This window comes from Bremerella sp. TYQ1, assembly GCF_020150455.1.
GTDB classification, from domain to species: Bacteria; Planctomycetota; Planctomycetia; order Pirellulales; family Pirellulaceae; genus Bremerella; species Bremerella volcania_A.
Map to the genome: position 1 here is coordinate 6421126 of NZ_CP083740.1, position 15325 is coordinate 6436450.

The 15325-nt window shown below is 52.7% G+C and carries 13 protein-coding genes; 6 read left to right on the forward strand and 7 right to left on the reverse strand.

All coding sequences use genetic code 11. From position 1 onward, the window contains the following. Window positions 1-43: 43 nt before the first annotated feature. From tsaD to LA756_RS26145, 3 genes are all read right to left on the reverse strand, one after another. Window positions 44-1066 (reverse strand): tRNA (adenosine(37)-N6)-threonylcarbamoyltransferase complex transferase subunit TsaD, encoded by a 1023-nt coding sequence (gene tsaD, locus LA756_RS26135; RefSeq protein WP_224437660.1) that lies wholly within the window; start codon window positions 1064-1066, stop codon window positions 44-46. Between the two features lie 15 nt (window positions 1067-1081). Continuing rightward, window positions 1082-2425: a S41 family peptidase gene (locus LA756_RS26140; protein ID WP_224437661.1), complete on the reverse strand. Its 1344-nt coding sequence runs from the start codon at window positions 2423-2425 to the stop codon at window positions 1082-1084. 131 nt (window positions 2426-2556) lie between these two features. After that, a complete protein-coding gene (locus LA756_RS26145; RefSeq protein WP_224437662.1) occupies window positions 2557-3522 on the reverse strand; it encodes a DUF1207 domain-containing protein in 966 nt (321 codons plus the stop codon). Between the two features lie 349 nt (window positions 3523-3871). Between LA756_RS26145 and LA756_RS26150 the strand changes: the two genes are divergently transcribed. From LA756_RS26150 to LA756_RS26160, 3 genes are all read left to right on the forward strand, one after another. Further along, window positions 3872-4195 carry an MTH1187 family thiamine-binding protein gene (locus tag LA756_RS26150; RefSeq protein WP_224437663.1) on the forward strand — a complete coding sequence of 108 codons (324 nt, stop codon included), beginning with the start codon at window positions 3872-3874 and terminating at the stop codon, window positions 4193-4195. Window positions 4196-4210: 15 nt separating this feature from the next. Then, window positions 4211-5419 (forward strand): L-2-hydroxyglutarate oxidase, encoded by a 1209-nt coding sequence (gene lhgO / locus LA756_RS26155; RefSeq protein WP_224440441.1) that lies wholly within the window; start codon window positions 4211-4213, stop codon window positions 5417-5419. A 73-nt stretch (window positions 5420-5492) separates the two neighbouring features. Continuing rightward, window positions 5493-6893 carry an RtcB family protein gene (locus LA756_RS26160; RefSeq protein ID WP_224437664.1) on the forward strand — a complete coding sequence of 467 codons (1401 nt, stop codon included), beginning with the start codon at window positions 5493-5495 and terminating at the stop codon, window positions 6891-6893. 14 nt (window positions 6894-6907) lie between these two features. On the opposite strand, the gene LA756_RS26165 is transcribed toward LA756_RS26160, so the two are convergent. Both LA756_RS26165 and LA756_RS26170 read right to left on the reverse strand, forming a co-directional pair. Beyond that, the gene (locus tag LA756_RS26165) at window positions 6908-8383 is read right to left on the reverse strand and encodes a sulfatase (RefSeq protein WP_224437665.1); all 1476 of its coding nucleotides are present in this window, start codon (window positions 8381-8383) and stop codon (window positions 6908-6910) included. A 175-nt stretch (window positions 8384-8558) separates the two neighbouring features. Next, window positions 8559-9389, reverse strand: coding sequence for a hypothetical protein (locus LA756_RS26170; RefSeq protein ID WP_224437666.1), 831 nt, complete (start codon window positions 9387-9389; stop codon window positions 8559-8561). Between the two features lie 419 nt (window positions 9390-9808). Here LA756_RS26170 and LA756_RS26175 point away from each other — a divergent pair, with 419 nt between their 5' ends. From LA756_RS26175 to LA756_RS26185, 3 genes are all read left to right on the forward strand, one after another. Beyond that, the gene (locus tag LA756_RS26175) at window positions 9809-11461 is read left to right on the forward strand and encodes a type II and III secretion system protein family protein (RefSeq protein ID WP_224437667.1); all 1653 of its coding nucleotides are present in this window, start codon (window positions 9809-9811) and stop codon (window positions 11459-11461) included. A 70-nt stretch (window positions 11462-11531) separates the two neighbouring features. Then, window positions 11532-12140 (forward strand): hypothetical protein, encoded by a 609-nt coding sequence (locus LA756_RS26180; RefSeq protein ID WP_224440479.1) that lies wholly within the window; start codon window positions 11532-11534, stop codon window positions 12138-12140. Between the two features lie 143 nt (window positions 12141-12283). Beyond that, window positions 12284-13354, forward strand: coding sequence for a lipopolysaccharide assembly protein LapB (locus LA756_RS26185; protein ID WP_224437668.1), 1071 nt, complete (start codon window positions 12284-12286; stop codon window positions 13352-13354). Window positions 13355-13366: 12 nt separating this feature from the next. Here LA756_RS26185 and LA756_RS26190 read toward each other — a convergent pair whose 3' ends face one another. Continuing rightward, window positions 13367-14350, reverse strand: coding sequence for a type II secretion system F family protein (locus LA756_RS26190; protein ID WP_224437669.1), 984 nt, complete (start codon window positions 14348-14350; stop codon window positions 13367-13369). A gap of 16 nt (window positions 14351-14366) precedes the next feature. Next, window positions 14367-15308: a type II secretion system F family protein gene (locus tag LA756_RS26195; protein ID WP_224437670.1), complete on the reverse strand. Its 942-nt coding sequence runs from the start codon at window positions 15306-15308 to the stop codon at window positions 14367-14369. Between the last annotated feature and the right edge of the window lie 17 nt (window positions 15309-15325).

The window sequence follows — 15325 nt, forward strand, 5'->3', positions numbered from 1 at the left end:
AAATAAAAGCGGCCCAGGTTAATTCCTGGGCCGCTTTTTTTGTTTAGTTGCGAATCAAACCCGGCAACGCATCTAGTGAAAGATCGTCGAATTGTCCCGCTTTGATTTTTTCGATTGCGATGGCACCTAGGACCGCATTGTCCGTGCAAAGATGCATTGGCGCGATAAGTAGTTCACCGCCAGCCTGCGATACGGCTTCTTCCAGAGCAGCTCGGAATTTTCTGTTGGCTGCGACACCGCCACCAACGCAGATGCGTTCGATTCCGGTTTGTTGCATGGCCTGCATCGTCTTACCGACAAGGCAATCGACGACCGCTTGCTCAAAGCTGGCCGCAATGTCTGCTTTACGCTGGTCGTCGATCTCGAGTGACTTAAAGTCGACTGCGCCAGGGCCGGCAATCTCGTATCGAACCGCCGTCTTCAATCCACTGAAGCTAAAGTCGAGTCGCGACTTATCGTTCAAAAAAGGACGAGGAAACGCAAACGCGGCCGGATCACCATTCGCAGCGCACTTGGAAAGCGACGGACCTCCTGGGTAAGGAAGACCGAGCATCGATGCGACTTTATCGAACGACTCGCCAGCTGCGTCGTCGATCGTTCCCCCGAGTGGTTCAAAGTCGAAAGGGCTTTTACAGTGGTAAATCGTCGAATGACCGCCACTGATGATCAAGCCGATGCAGGGGAAGATTGGCTTTTTGAAGGCGACCTGACAGGCGTAGATATGCCCCTGAAGGTGATTGATACCAATCAAGGGTTTATCCAGCATTAGGGCCAGCGTCTTAGCTGCAGTGACACCTACGAGAAGCGACCCTGCAAGGCCTGGCATGTGAGCGACCGCAATCGCGTCGATGTCGCTAAGCTCGATCCCGGCTTTTCGGACTGCCTCGTCGATCACGGGGAGGCAACGTTCCAGATGAGCACGTGCTGCGATCTCTGGGACAACGCCGGCAAACCGTTGATGCAGTTCGTCTTGCGACGCAACGACGGACGAAAGGACTTCCAATTCGTCCGTAATAATCGCTGCGGCTGTTTCGTCACAGGTCGATTCAATCGTGAGGATTTTCATCGGCTTCGATGCGGATCAGGAGGATGAAATCTCCGCCTTCAAAGTTTCCAACCCCTTGCTGAGGACCGGATCGATGTCAGAAAGCTCCGGTAGGGGTGCTGGCGGGTGTGGAATGATCGTATCCTGATCCCGCATTCGGCGGTAGGTATGATAGGCGACTTTCTGTTCGCGGCTCATCTTCACCTCCATGCCATCATCGGGGGAAACACCCCACTTATCTTCTTCGGTATCCCCTTCAAAGCGGTGGATTTTCTCTCCACTAGGACGCTGATAGCCGGCGGTAGTCAGCTTCAGGGCGCTCTTGCCCTCTTCGAGTTCGATAATGTTTTGGACGCTGCCTTTGCCCCAGCTTCGCTCGCCGATGATGATCGCTCGGTCGTGATCTTGCAGGCAAGCCGAAAGAATCTCGCTGGCGCTTGCGCTGTAGTGATCAATCAGTACGACCATCGGGAAGTCGGGCAGAGTACCATCCTTTTCGGCGGTCCAGACACGCTTCGGGGAGTTGCGTCCTTCGGTGCTGACAATCTTTCCTTCGTCGATGAACATATCGCAAATCTCCACCGCCGAAGTCAGCAATCCGCCGGGGTTGGCTCGTAGATCGACAATCAGGCCTTTCATGCCGTCGTCTAAAAGCTTGGTGACCGCCTTATGAAGATCGTCGGCCGTATGGCGACTGAAAGCGGAGATTCGGATGTATCCAATCTTGTCACGATGATCGAACATGAAATCCCAGTCGCCACCCTCAAGGCGTTCGTCACCCATCACGGTTTCGATTTGGACAAGTTCGCGTCGCACCGTCAGGTCTTCGCTGGTGAATGTGCTGGGGTGATAAACGGTCATCGTCACACTTGTTCCGATGGGGCCTTTCAGCTTTTTGACGGCCTGATCGATCGTGAGGCCTTCCGTTTTTTCACCTTCAATATGCGTGATGCGATCGCCTGCGATGATGCCGGCTTCATAGGCGGGAGTACCGATCAGAGGACTCGTAACGACCAAATTGCCGTCGCGTGTCGAGACTTGAATGCCGATACCACCAAACTCGTTTTCCACTCCGGTTTTGAAGCGTTCGAGGTCTTCCGGAGCGATATAGTTCGAGTAGGGGTCTAGCTTAGTGATAACGCCGCGGATCGCCGCTTCCATCAGTTCTCGACGATCGATGTCTTTGACGTAGTTTCGATCAACTTGGTCCAGCGTGTCTGCGAAAAGCTGAATAAGCTCGACGTAGTCTTCGTCAACGTTCGCGTAAACATTGTCGGGGTTTGTGGGATCGTCGCTGGTTTCAATTTCGGCAGCTGCCAAGTTGGAATGGCAGGGAAGCAAAAACAAGATCGCGACAATGGCGGCATATTTCCACGGCATGGAGGTCGGTCCTTACCTAGGCGTTGACGAAGGTGCTCGCGCAAAAGGAAAGTTAAAACGCGAGTGATGATCTGGGGAAATTATAGAACCCCCAGAAAAATGCGGCAATTGAAACCTTGGGGATCCAAGATTTAGAAGTCGTACCAGATACCGAAGCCGATTTGCTGTTCAAACTCGTCGTAGAACGAGTTCTGCGTACTATCGCCGTTGTGATAGTGGAAACCGGTTCGTAAGGTTCGTCCGGGAATTTCGCCAACCCAAGCCCAACCAGCCTGAACGACGAAGCTACCACCGTAGTTGACTTCCTGACGCAAATGGGTGCCAACGGCGATAAATGGTTCGCCCCAAGGACCGGTTGCTTCGTTCGGGGCCCATTCCACGCCAAATTGGAATTCCCACGGATCTGCGACTAAGTGGTAAAACGCCCAGCCAACTTCACCATAAACGCGAAGCTTCTTCGTGAAGTAGAACGAATGACCAAAAATGAGCAGATCGTGAGCGTAATTCAGTCGATCAAACGTAGGGTTTTTAAGGAGGAATTCGTCCCCAAGATGCGAACTCAGGTGATAGTACCCAAATCGCGATCGGTGACGAGGATCTGCCGCGTAACTCCAAGTGAGCTGCGTACCAGCGCGGAAGTCAACTGCACGGACGTCGACATCTTCCGGGATGTCGAGTCGTACATGGGCAGAACCTTCCACATCCCACTGGATACCATCGGACAAAAAGGAAGAATCACGTCCATAGCGTAACACGCCGAAACGACCACCGAGGTTACCGTCCAGCATCCAATTGTCGTCCGTAATTTTGACCAGTTGGGCGGAAAGCCGCGATTCTTTCTGGCCGGCCAAGTAAGACTTGTAGACCATGCCCTTGGGAAGTATTGTCCAGTCATACGGCTCATTTTCATCGACCATCGCCATCGGTCGTTCGTAAACGGTTTCCCCGTAGCGAGGCTCTACCCACTGGACCTCTGCGCCGGGATCGATCATCGTCAGGTCATTGTGAATGACTGGTTGACCGAGCGGGCTATCGTAAGCAACTTGCGCGATTTGAGATGAAGGCTCGTCTGTGGGAAAATCAAGGATCGGCTGCAAATGCTGCGATCGTTGACCAGGAAACAGATTGGTCGGATCGGGCCACCCAAGTCCCGTCTGCGCGCTAAGCGATGACGGCAGCAGAGAGCTGCAAAGGATTAGGAGAACAGTAATCCGGGCGTTAAGTATCATCGCAAGGTGGGGAGAACCTGATAGCGTTGTAATTGATCCATCCGCGATAACCTTCCTTATCGGCATAATCGGCCACCGAGGATGACGGCGAAGTGTAGCGAGGTGGCGGATCGAGCCCAATATCAGTTTTCACCAAAATAGTGCATTAGTAAACTAATTAGATCGCTACGCCCTTTTAGACTAGAAAACAGGCCCAATGGTACTCTTGGAATTCAGCATGTCCCCGCTCAGCAAAGGGGATTCGGTGAGCGAATATGTTGCCCGAAGTTTGAAAATAATTGCTGCTAGCGGACTTGATTACCGCTTGCATGCCATGGGAACCATCATCGAAGGCGAAATCGATCAGGTTCTAACTGTCATGCAGAAATGCTTGGAAGCGATGGCGGAAGATTGCGACCGAGTTACATGCACTGCGAAGCTGGACTATCGAAAAGGATATCAGGGACGACTCGACTCAAAAGTGAGTAGCGTTCTATCCAAAGTCGATGCCCCTCTCAAGACAATCGACGACACCAAGCTCGATCCGAAGAATGGCCAGTAGGAAAGTAACTTGAGCATGGAGTCGCAGTTTGCTGATGTCGTAATCGTGGGTGGTGGTATTGTCGGTTTGGCGACGGCCTACCAGATTTCACGCCGGTTTCCCGATCACGATGTCATTGTCATCGAAAAGGAAAAAGTACTCGCTCAGCATCAGTCGGGTAGAAACTCCGGGGTAATCCACTCGGGCATTTATTACCGGCCTGGTTCGTTGAAAGCAATCAACTGCCGCGAGGGCCGCTTGGCGATGCAGTCGTTTTGCGAGCAATACGAGATCCCACACGAGATCTGTGGGAAAGTGATTGTCGCCACGGACGAAAAAGAGTTGCCCCGTTTGGTAGCAATTTTCGAGCGTGGAATCCAAAACGGGATTGAGTGCGAGCAGCTCGATGCCGACCAATTGCGAGCCCACGAACCATACTGTCACGGCATTGCGGCAGTCCATGTGCGATCGGCAGGGATTGTCGACTATCGACGCGTTTGTTTTAAGCTGTGCGAGTTGATTCAGGATGCCGGGGGAGAAGTTCGCACGTCGACGCAATTGCAATCGGTTTCCAAGCGAAATGGTGAGATCGTTGTCGAAACAAATAATGGAACGCTGCGAACGTCACTATTGATCAATTGTGCGGGACTTCAGAGCGATCGAATTGCAAGGATGTGTGGGCACGCCCCGGAAGTCAAAATCGTTCCGTTTCGGGGCGAGTACTTTGAGCTGACCGAGTCGGCTCAGCATCTTTGTCGCAATTTGATCTATCCCGTGCCTGATCCGGCGTTTCCATTTTTAGGGGTCCATTTCACACGAACAATTTTTGGAGGTGTCGAGTGTGGCCCTAACGCTGTGTTGGCGTTCGCACGCGAAGGCTACACCAAATGGGACATCAACGTTCGTGATTTGTGGGATTCAATCGGCTATCGAGGATTCCAACGGCTTGCGGCTAAATACTGGAGTGTCGGGATGGGAGAAATGCGTCGATCTTATTTTCGGTCTGCATTTCTGGCTTCGTTGCAGCGGCTGATTCCCTCGGTATCGGCTAAGGATTTGGTGCCTGCTCCGGCGGGTGTTCGAGCTCAGGCATTGCGACGCGATGGTTCTCTTGTGGATGATTTTGTCATCCAGAGAGAAGGCAATTTCATCCACGTATTGAATGCACCGAGCCCGGCCGCGACTTCGTCTTTGAATATTGGTTCTTTGATTGCGGAACAATCAGCAGATGTTCTGACAGGGTAGAAGCGAACCTTAGTACGATGAGCGGGGACATAGTTCTTCAAAGAGTGAATGAACTGTATTAAGAGGTCTTGTTGTGAATCGTCGTCAACTAACGCAATTGGGTGTTCCTGAATACGCTTTGACGGAAGCGGTGAAAGCTGTTTCGAGTGCTGCGACTTCGCACCAACTGCGAGGCGCTGCGTTGAAGCATCGTTTTAAGGAGGTTCTCGCAGGGCCGGAGCAATTCGTGGGTGATAACTGTTTTGGTGAACTTGCAACGCTGTTGACGACGGACCAGACCATCGAGCCATTGCACGAAAAGGTTTCTTATCGTACGTGGGGCGAAGATATTGATGAAATGGCCCATGCCCAAATGCGTGAGGCATGTAAGCTTCCGCACGCGGCTGGCGCTGCATTGATGCCCGATGCGCATCTGGGATACGGCTTGCCAATCGGTGGTGTGCTGGCGTTGGAAGGAGCCGTCGTACCATATGCGGTAGGTGTCGATATTGCATGTCGGATGAAGCTAAGTGTGCTCGATATGGAACTCGATTCCTTAGAGTCTCGCTTTGATAACTATTGCCGGGCCTTGGAGAAAGGGACGCGATTTGGTGTCGGCTCAACGCATAAGAAGCCGCAGCAGCACGATGTGATGGACGAAGACTGGAACATTAGTAAGGTCACGCGCCAATCGAAAGACAAAGCTTGGCAGCAGCTGGGAACTTCAGGTTCCGGAAATCACTTCGTTGAATTTGGTGTCCTGACGATTAACGAAGGTGACGCGACTGAAGAGTCGTTTGCGTTGCAGCCTGGACAGTATGTGGCCCTGCTGAGCCATAGCGGAAGCCGAGGCCCAGGGGCTGCAGTTTGTAGTACCTACAGCAACATCGCGCGAACGAAGTTGCCAAAGAAGTACGAAACGCTCAAAAACCTGGCCTGGTTGACGTTGGACAGCGAAGAAGGTCAAGAGTACTGGGAGGCGATGAACTTGATGGGACGATATGCTGCGGCCAACCACGAAGTCATCCACCGATTGGTAAGTGACATCGTCGGCGCGGAGATCGTAGCAGGCGTCGAAAATCATCACAACTTTGCCTGGAAAGAGATGCACGATGGACGCGAAATGATAGTTCACCGCAAGGGGGCAACTCCGGCCGGAAAAGGTGTTCTTGGCGTCATTCCAGGCTCGATGGGAACGCCTGGCTTCGTCGTTCGTGGAAAAGGAGAAGCTGCTAGTTTCGATTCCGCATCCCACGGCGCCGGTCGCTGTATGTCGCGTAAGAAGGCGAACGATACGTTCCGCATTCAAAACACGCGGCAAGAGTTAAAAGAGAAGGGTGTCCACATCTTGTCGGCTGGTTCCGATGAAGTCCCAGGCGTCTATAAGGACATTCACGAAGTCATGGCGTCACAAAGCGACCTGGTCGATATCCTCGGTCGCTTTGATCCAAAAATCGTCAAAATGTGCGGAGACGGGAGTCGGGCTGAGGATTAACTCGGCCGTGACTTCTAGTCGATCTCGGGAATCGGATCGCCGTCTTTGATTTCCTCGCCTTCCCAAATCGCAATTCCATCGGTGTATGTCAACACACGATGTTTACTGCCAGGAGCTGGCATTTTGCTTTTGGGCGGGAGGAACTTCGCGAGCTCTTCGATTATGTCAGCATGCTGATCGCTTCCTGCTAAGTTCGTCCATTCGTTGGGATCGGCCTGCATGTCGTACAGTTCTCTTGAACCGTCGGCGTACTGAATGAAACGCCATCGTTCCGTTCGTATTCCATGATTGTCATGGTTATGCGTTGTAATGGCAGGATGTGTACGTTCCGTCTGTGCGTCTTGAAGCTGAGGAACCAGCGAATGACCTTCCAAACCATCGGCTTTGGGAAGTCCAGTCAGATCACTGAGCGTCGGATAAATGTCGAGCAATTCCGCCGGTTGCGTGCAGCGTTGTCCTTGGCTGATTCCAGGACCTGCGAAAATTAAGGGAACTCGTGTTCCGTCGTCCCATAGCGTGTTCTTGCCGGTGATTTCTTTTTCGCCGATATGCCAGCCATGATCGGACCAGATGACTATGATCGTGTTCTCAGCATAGCCGTTGGCCTCCAAAGCAGCGGTGACTCTTCCAATTTGAGCGTCCACAAAACTGGTACACGCGAGATAGCTGCGAGTGAGGTTTCTCCATTCCTGCTCGTCCTTCAAAAACTTCAGACGCGGCTCAGGGAGTTTCCAATGGAGATACCAGCTAAAACGAGGTGTATCTTCTCGATCGTTTTCCATGATTTCAGGAACTTGCAGTTCATCCTCAGGGTAGAGATCAAACCATTTCTGAGTTGCATAACATGGAACGTGTGGAAGAAAAAAACCAACCGATAAACAGAACGGTTCTTTAGGCTTGTTGTTCAACGTGTCGACGGCCCACGATGCGACTTGATAGTCTCCTTTGTCTTCGTCTTTGTGAGGAAACGTACCCCAATCGACCAGGGGATGCGCGGCCGGAGTATCGACCAACTTCTTCTTGGGGCGTACCCCGACGGATGACGCTGGGCCTAAGACTTGAAACTCCGAGTCGTTCTTCTTTCGACCGTAGCCTCCGTGATAGATCTTACCGGTGGAGTAGTTCGTATATCCATTCGCGTGCAGATGCTGGGGTAATGTCACAATATCTGCCAGCTCTGGAACGCTTCTAAACCATGGCGAAAGTCCATAAATCCCTGTTGAAGAAGGTCGACGGCCGGTCATCAAGCTTGTGCGGGAAGGATTGCATAACGGAGACTGGCAATGAGCATTTAAGAAGACCGTTCCCGCTTCAGCAATCTTATCGATGTTGGGAGTTTGGGCTTGAGGATGTCCGTTGAGGCAACCAATCCAATCGTTTTGGTCATCGATTGAGATGAACAAAATGTTGGGCTTCTTCGGGTCTTGAGCGGACGCGAGCGAAGCGAACGACAATGTGCAAACGGTTGCCAAAAGCAGCAGGAAACGCATGGGGATCGTTCTCTTGATACGGAGGGGAAAGCGATGGGTGAGGTGAGAAGTGAATGTATTCTACTGGATACAGAGGGTAGATTCGAGCAATCTCGGCGGTTCTGTGTTTCGAAACAAAAAAAGCTCGATGCGTTGGAGCATCGAGCCTTTTTGAACGATTGAATCTCGGTACAGCTTATCGCGTGGAGACAGGCGGAGGAACGACTTCACCAGGAGCGTTCAACACAGGTTCGAGCTCAGCGTAGACCTTATCGAAGATTCGATTGGAATACGGCAGGGCAGGGTTTTCAACCCAACCGGCGGCACGTGCCTGTTGGTCAGGAATGTGCAGCATGTTGTAAGGGCGGAAGTAGTAGTACGTCTTTGGGTAAGCAACGTACGGGATGTGGGGAACCATGTTGCCAGGGGCGTGCCATGGGGAAGGCAGGCAGTGACGTGCATAGAAACCGCCGTGGCCGTGGCCGTAACCACATCCGTGGCATCCGCCATGACATCCAAGGTTACAGCCATGAGCCTTATGGCAACCACACGAATTGCCGCCGGTATCACACGAAGTGCAGCCACTATCGACGGAATCGCCACAGCCACAGCTTGCCGTGGTGAAGTCGTCTTCAGCGACATACGGTTCCACGAAATGGCTGTCTTGCTTCTCTTCTGGAAGCTGAACCGGGCTAGGCGGAGTTGGGATCTGCATAGGTTTCATCGGGCGTGGGGCAACACCGTCCGATGGCGAAGCATCTTGAACGAGTGAGAAGCCACCTTTGGCCGAAACAGCTGCGATTTTCGCGGACTTCGCGGTTTGCGGATGCTTCGTTTCATATCCAACCGGCTTAATCAGGCCGCCATTGGTTTTCGCAGCACTTCTAGGAGTGCTTAAAGCACCGAGGTCGACGACCACGGGCTGAGATTGTTCAGCAACCGAAGGCTGTTTCAACTGGACGACTGGGGCCGGAGTGCCGCCTTCGGCACCGAGCATCACGGCAGCAATTACGAATACGGTCGTCATTGTGGGTTCAACCTTTGATATTGGTTTACACGGACATCGAGTGGAGTTGTGCGGCGCATGGGGATGCGTCGTTGTTACGTTCGGCAGTTTCCGGGACCCCGCTACGAAAAAATCGACTCCTTCGGATCTCTTGACCCATCTTAGCTAAATTCACACTGTTTCGTGTCATTCTGGGTAAGAAGGCTGAAAGACGACTAGGCGACTAGCTTTTTACTGTTTCTCCAATTGAAGGGGTATTTCAGTAACAAATCGTAACTTAGGCAAATACGGCTCAACTCTCACAATCGGAACATCCGAAACCTTAGATGGTCCGCGGGATCGCCCTGTACGACGGGTGGTAGCCGGAGTCCCCATTATTGTTTGACGCAGTCTTGCCGATCACGACCGTTCCCAACCAGCGCATGTGGTGGTAGGTATCCATGAAAAGCTTCTTCCAACTTACAGTTCAGTACGGCGGGCGTGCCGTGTTTGCCGCTGCGGTGGCGGGTGCGTTTGCCTTTGTGCCGGCGCTTGCCCAAGCACAAATCGCCGCTGAGCTACCCAGCCCACGAGATGCTCAACTCATCGAGAAGCCCAATGAATCGGTCTTGATGAAAGAGTCGAACTTGATTCAAGAGGTGCTCGAGCCGGAACTGATTTTCCGAGTCGAACCTTCGCGATCGAAGATTCTCAAGACTAAGCTACCGATGACGCGGGTTGCTATCACCAGCCCAGACATCGTCGAGATCAATGAATTCAGCACAACCGAGGTAGAAGTCATCGGTTTGAAAGCTGGCGAAACGACGATGACGATCTGGTTCGCCGCTCCGGACGGAACTTCGACCGTACTTCGGTACCTGGTTAAAGTTGCTGCGAACGACGAAGAACAGCGTCGTGCTGAAATTGAATACGGCAAACTGGAAGCTCGCATCAACGAGCTCTTTCCTAATAGCATCGTACAGCTGATTCCTGTCGCAGATAAGCTGATCGTACGCGGTCAGGCTCGCGACGCTCAGGAAGCTGCTCAGATCTTGGCTGTCCTCGGTGGTCAATCGATCGACCAGTCTGGCAACTTGTCGTTGGGAGCCAATCTTGGTTCTGCAGCGTTGTTGCCTGGTGCCGAAGACTTGCGAACAACCAGCGTGATCGACTTGCTACAAGTTCCTGGCGAACAGCAAGTGATGCTGAAAGTTCGGATCGCAGAACTGCAACGAACCGCTGCCAGAAACCTTGGTTTTGACTTTAGCGTCAGTGGCGAAAACTATGACGTCTCGCACATTATTGGGGCCGGGGCTGGTAATCTCTCCGCAATCCTGGATGGTGGTGACGTCGAGCTGTTTCTGCAAGCGACAAGCACCAATGGGATGGCGAAGATTTTAGCCGAACCAACACTGGTTACGATCAGCGGCAAGTCGGCCAACTTCATCGCTGGTGGTGAGTTTGCTGTACCCACTGCCGTTGGTGTTGGCGGTATCGGTGCTGTGTCGACGACCTTCCGTGGTTTCGGTACTCAGCTCGCGTTTACACCGACCGTTCTGGACAAAGATAAGATTCGTCTGCAAGTTGCACCGTCGTTCAGCTCTATCAACAGCGACAACACGGTGGATGGAATTCCAGGCTTGGATATGCGAGGGGTCACGACGACAGTCGATCTTCGTGAAGGTCAATGGCTGGCGGTGGCTGGTTTGATTCAGGACGAACAACAAGGTAGCCGAACGCGACTGCCAGGTATCGGTGATATTCCACTTGTCGGTGCTGCATTCGGTCGACAATCGACCAACCGGACGGAGACCGAATTGGTCGTTCTCGTCAGTCCAGAACTTGTTCATCCGATGGAAGTTGAACAGCTCCCACTGTTTCTGCCCGGCACGGATGTGACCGACCCAACGAATAAGGAGTTCTTCTGGCATCAGCAAATCGAAGGACGTCCTGGTTACAACTACCGCAGCACTGTTTGGCCCGCGATGCGTCACCAGATTCATCACGAGAACCACGAGATTTTGAAGGCCCAACGCCATGCCCGTAAGGCGAGCCGTCACTATCACGAGTGCGAAGATTACTACATCTCCGGACCGCAAGGTTTTTCCAACTAACTAGGCCCAAGGTGGTAAAGCCCAGCCCCTTTTTCGTTCCCGTGACGAAACCAAATTGAGGATAGCCAAGATGACCCTATTCAATCGAACTGCTGGAGGCTTGACGCTCGCCCTGGTGGCGGCTGGCCTAGTTGGATGCCAAAGCTACGGTCGGATCGAGCCCGCTCCACCGACCATGTTGGGTGCCTCGGTCGATGAAATGAATCGTACCCAGGAACTCAACGCAGAAGCGGCGAAGTACGTTATCTACCAGCATGAATTTGAGCCCAACTTCATCGCCGGTAAAGGTGAAAAAGACGCTTGGAAGCTTAACGGCTACGGCGAAGATCACGTCAAGCAAATCGCTGCCAACCTGCTTCGTGGTGATGAACTGCCAGTCGTCGTAGAACGCAGCCAGACGTCGCCTAAGCCAGGCACCGATTACGAATATCCAGTTCACTTCAATGATGAGCTAGATGAAAAGCGTCGTCGCTGTGTGGTTGCTGCATTGACCGCCATGGGTGTTGCTGACGCAGAATCACGTGTCGTTGTCGCTCCGTCCTTCTCGGAAGGTCTGACAAGTGGCGAAGCGGCAAGTGCCTACCAACGTGGTTTGTCAGGCCGAGGCGGATTCGGCGGCGGCTACGGCGGTGGAATTGGCGGCGGTGGCTTCGGCGGATTCGGCGGTGGTTTCTTCTAATCGAGAAGAGACCTTTTGAAACGTGGATCCTATTTGTGCGATTTTTTGAGATGACGAGCCGAATGAACTATCGCTTTGTTCTTCCAATCGTAATGTTCGCAACTGGCCTGGTTCTTAGTGGATGTGCTACGAACCGGCCAGGCATGGGATCCATGTTTGCCAAGTCGGAAACCGTTCCGGTAAATAATTTCAAGCAAGAGATCAGCCTGGCACGTCTCTCTGAACGCAATGGCAACGGCACGACGGCTAAGAAAATTTACCGTCATATCTTGTCGGAGCAGCCAGAGAATCGCGTCGCCCTGCATCGAATGGGCGTAATTGCTGGCAAAGAGGGTCAATACAATCTTGCGATCGAATACTTGGCCAAAGCTCAGACCGCAGGTCAACCATCGGCGGAAGTGCTTTCCGATCTGGGGTACGTCTATTACCTGCAGGACAACCAAGAACAGGCTCAGCAGCTTCTTGAAGAAGCGTTGGTTGAAGATCCTGATTACGAGGCCGCACGAACCAATCTGGCAATCGTGTACGCTGAGTTAGGTCAATACGATCTGGCATTGCAACAGTTTCGACGCGTTGGGAGCGAAGCGGAAGCATTGTCGAACCTGGCTTACATTCAAAGTCAACGTGGCGACATTGCTTTGGCGGAACAGAATTACAGCCGTGCGTTGGATTTAGACAAGCGGCTTCGACCTGCTGCGGAAGCCTTGGTTCAAATCGCTCAGATGACTGGGGAAGTCACCAATCGCCCGAATGTTCGCCCACATATCGTGCCTCCCCAAGAGCAGCCACAGCAAGAGATGGTTGCCGAAACGTCGCCGATCGAACGGAATAAGAATTTCATCGAACAGCCACAATTTGTTGCTCAAGCCGAGCCTGTGAAAGCGAAAACGGATTCATCGAATCCGCTTCGCACGAACTCCCGGTTCTCGGGGAACCAGCCTGCGGTTCAACAGGTGCAGTATCGAAGTGAAACGCAAACTGCTGCTCAAACCACGACGGTTCCGACGCAAGCTCCGGCCAAGAGTGGTTTGACGATTCCTACCCAAAGTTTGGGAACCGGCCCAGCCGTTTACCAGATTTCTGATCAGCCCTTAGGTAGCAATGTTCAGCAGCCGCCAGCGGCATCGACACAGATTGGAGCCGTTCCATCTGCTTCGGCACAAGATTTCTCCAAGCAAGTGATCAGCGCATTGGAAACTGCTGCCGCCAAATAGTCGTTGGGACTTCTAGTTGTTGGCTGGCTGATTGCCGTTAGGGGCATCACGAACGGCGGAAATAGATGCCTGGGTGGCCGTCTGATTTAATGCTCCGCCAGGGGCTGTCTCACGCATCGAAAAATCTCGCAACTCCATAACCGCTGGACCTAGCAGTAGGACATAAATGGGCGGGGCGAGAAAAAAGATAACGGGGAAGAGCAACTTAATCGAAGTGCGATTGCCTTCTTCTTCTGCCCGCTGCCGTCGCGTTTCACGAATGCTGTCCGCGAACTCGTGAAATGCCGTCGCTACGTTTCCACCTAGTCGCTCTGCGTGATGAATTAATGTTGAGAGTGCGGTCACATCTGGCTCGTCGACGCGTTTGGCAAATTCTTTCAGGGCGTAATCAAGTGAGCGAGCCGAAGCTTGGCCTTCTAGGATGGTCAACTCGCAGGCTAAGTCGCGGTGCGAAGTTTGTAGCTCTCGGCTGACATGGCTGATGGCTCGCTGAAGCGGCATACCTGCAGAGACCGTCATCGTGATCATGTCCAATGCATCTGGCAAACCATAGCGAATTCGCTGAATACGCGAGGATGCAGACGAGGAAAGGATGATACGTGGAAGCCCCCAGATCAGCGCGAGCACGACAGCTCCGGTGATGAAATAGAACTGCTGAGCTTGTGCTCCGTCATTCATTGTCATGACTAATGCCGCAGCAACGAAGATCAGCCAGGCAAACACGGCCGCGTTTCGAATGGCCAAATAGTCTTCGGCCGCATACTTGCCGTAGTGGCCAGCTTTTACCAACTCGGCCTGCAGCTTGTCTCGGCTCTCGTTCGCGATTGGAATCATGTAAGCGAAGAGCTTCGTGAAAATACCAAGCGATTTACCACTGGATGCTTCCAGGTAGTCTTCGGCGCGGTTGCCACCTAGCCATAGCATGAGACTACCGACCAGAAACAGTAAGATACTGATTCCGAGAAAGGCTCCGACAACTTCTAGGCTGAATGGCATGGAATACTCTTCGGGATTAATAGCGACTTCGTAGCATTCGGCTGACGATGATCAAGCCGATGACTTGTGAAACGGCGGCTGCGATTAAAACAAGCCGTCCGGTCGGGTCGTTCCACAGCGAACTGCTATATTCAGGTTGAACGAAGAACAAGTAGAGGAACAGCAGTGGACCTAATGCCGAAATGATTGTGGCTGTAACGCGTCCGGCTCCCGTCACGCTTTTCAGTTGACGCTGGTAGCTCATGCGATCGCGGATCACGTTGGCCAAGCGTTCCAATGTCTTAGGTAAATTACCGCCAGCTTCGCGATGAACGCTGAGTGCCGATGCAAAGATTCGCACGTCCATGGTTGGTACACGGTAAGCAAAGCTCTTCATCGCAGCAGAAAGTGAAAGCCCCATCTCTAAATGCTTTGCGATTCGACGAAACTCTCCGGCAACCGGATCGGTTACCGAATCGCCAATCATCACAAACGCCTGATCAAGGCTTTCACCGGCGCGAACAGCTCTCGCCAGTAAGTCCAAAGCCGGCGGGAATTGCTCTTCAAACTTCTTCATCACTCGCTTATAGACGATTGATAAGATGATGAAGCAAACCGCGATTCCTGAGATGCCTGCAATAACGCTGAGGAGGACGTCTTCAGTGAACACAAACAAAGCCATGCCGACGGTCGTGCCAATCAAGATGAACAGCAGTGATGCCATCGTGATGCTGGTATTCATGCCGGTCATATAGACGGCACGTTCGAGCCAAACATCGAACCGGCCAACAGCCGTCGAGTCCGCTTCATCAATGCGGGCCGGCAATTTCTTCAGGATAGGGGACGCCATCAAACGGGAATCGCGAGACAGGAACAAGTCGCGAACACCCATCAGCAACGCCCCAAGCGCGGCAGCCATTCCACCGAACACGAAGATCGGTAGCGAATTGGCATTCAAAGCTAGGGCAAGTTGATCCACGAAAGGAACTCTCTTTG

What these genes read in the sequence shown, in the direction of transcription:
- LA756_RS26140 (WP_224437661.1), bottom strand. Translation starts at nt 2,425, where the DNA reads ATGCCGTGGAAATATGCCGCCATTGTCGCGATCTTGTTTTTGCTTCCC.
- LA756_RS26175 (WP_224437667.1), top strand. Translation starts at nt 9,809, where the DNA reads ATGAAAAGCTTCTTCCAACTTACAGTTCAGTACGGCGGGCGTGCCGTG.
- lhgO (WP_224440441.1), top strand. Translation starts at nt 4,211, where the DNA reads ATGGAGTCGCAGTTTGCTGATGTCGTAATCGTGGGTGGTGGTATTGTC.
- LA756_RS26190 (WP_224437669.1), bottom strand. Translation starts at nt 14,350, where the DNA reads ATGCCATTCAGCCTAGAAGTTGTCGGAGCCTTTCTCGGAATCAGTATC.
- tsaD (WP_224437660.1), bottom strand. Translation starts at nt 1,066, where the DNA reads ATGAAAATCCTCACGATTGAATCGACCTGTGACGAAACAGCCGCAGCG.
- LA756_RS26185 (WP_224437668.1), top strand. Translation starts at nt 12,284, where the DNA reads ATGGGATCCATGTTTGCCAAGTCGGAAACCGTTCCGGTAAATAATTTC.
- LA756_RS26180 (WP_224440479.1), top strand. Translation starts at nt 11,532, where the DNA reads ATGACCCTATTCAATCGAACTGCTGGAGGCTTGACGCTCGCCCTGGTG.
- LA756_RS26150 (WP_224437663.1), top strand. Translation starts at nt 3,872, where the DNA reads ATGTCCCCGCTCAGCAAAGGGGATTCGGTGAGCGAATATGTTGCCCGA.
- LA756_RS26165 (WP_224437665.1), bottom strand. Translation starts at nt 8,383, where the DNA reads ATGCGTTTCCTGCTGCTTTTGGCAACCGTTTGCACATTGTCGTTCGCT.
- LA756_RS26170 (WP_224437666.1), bottom strand. Translation starts at nt 9,389, where the DNA reads ATGACGACCGTATTCGTAATTGCTGCCGTGATGCTCGGTGCCGAAGGC.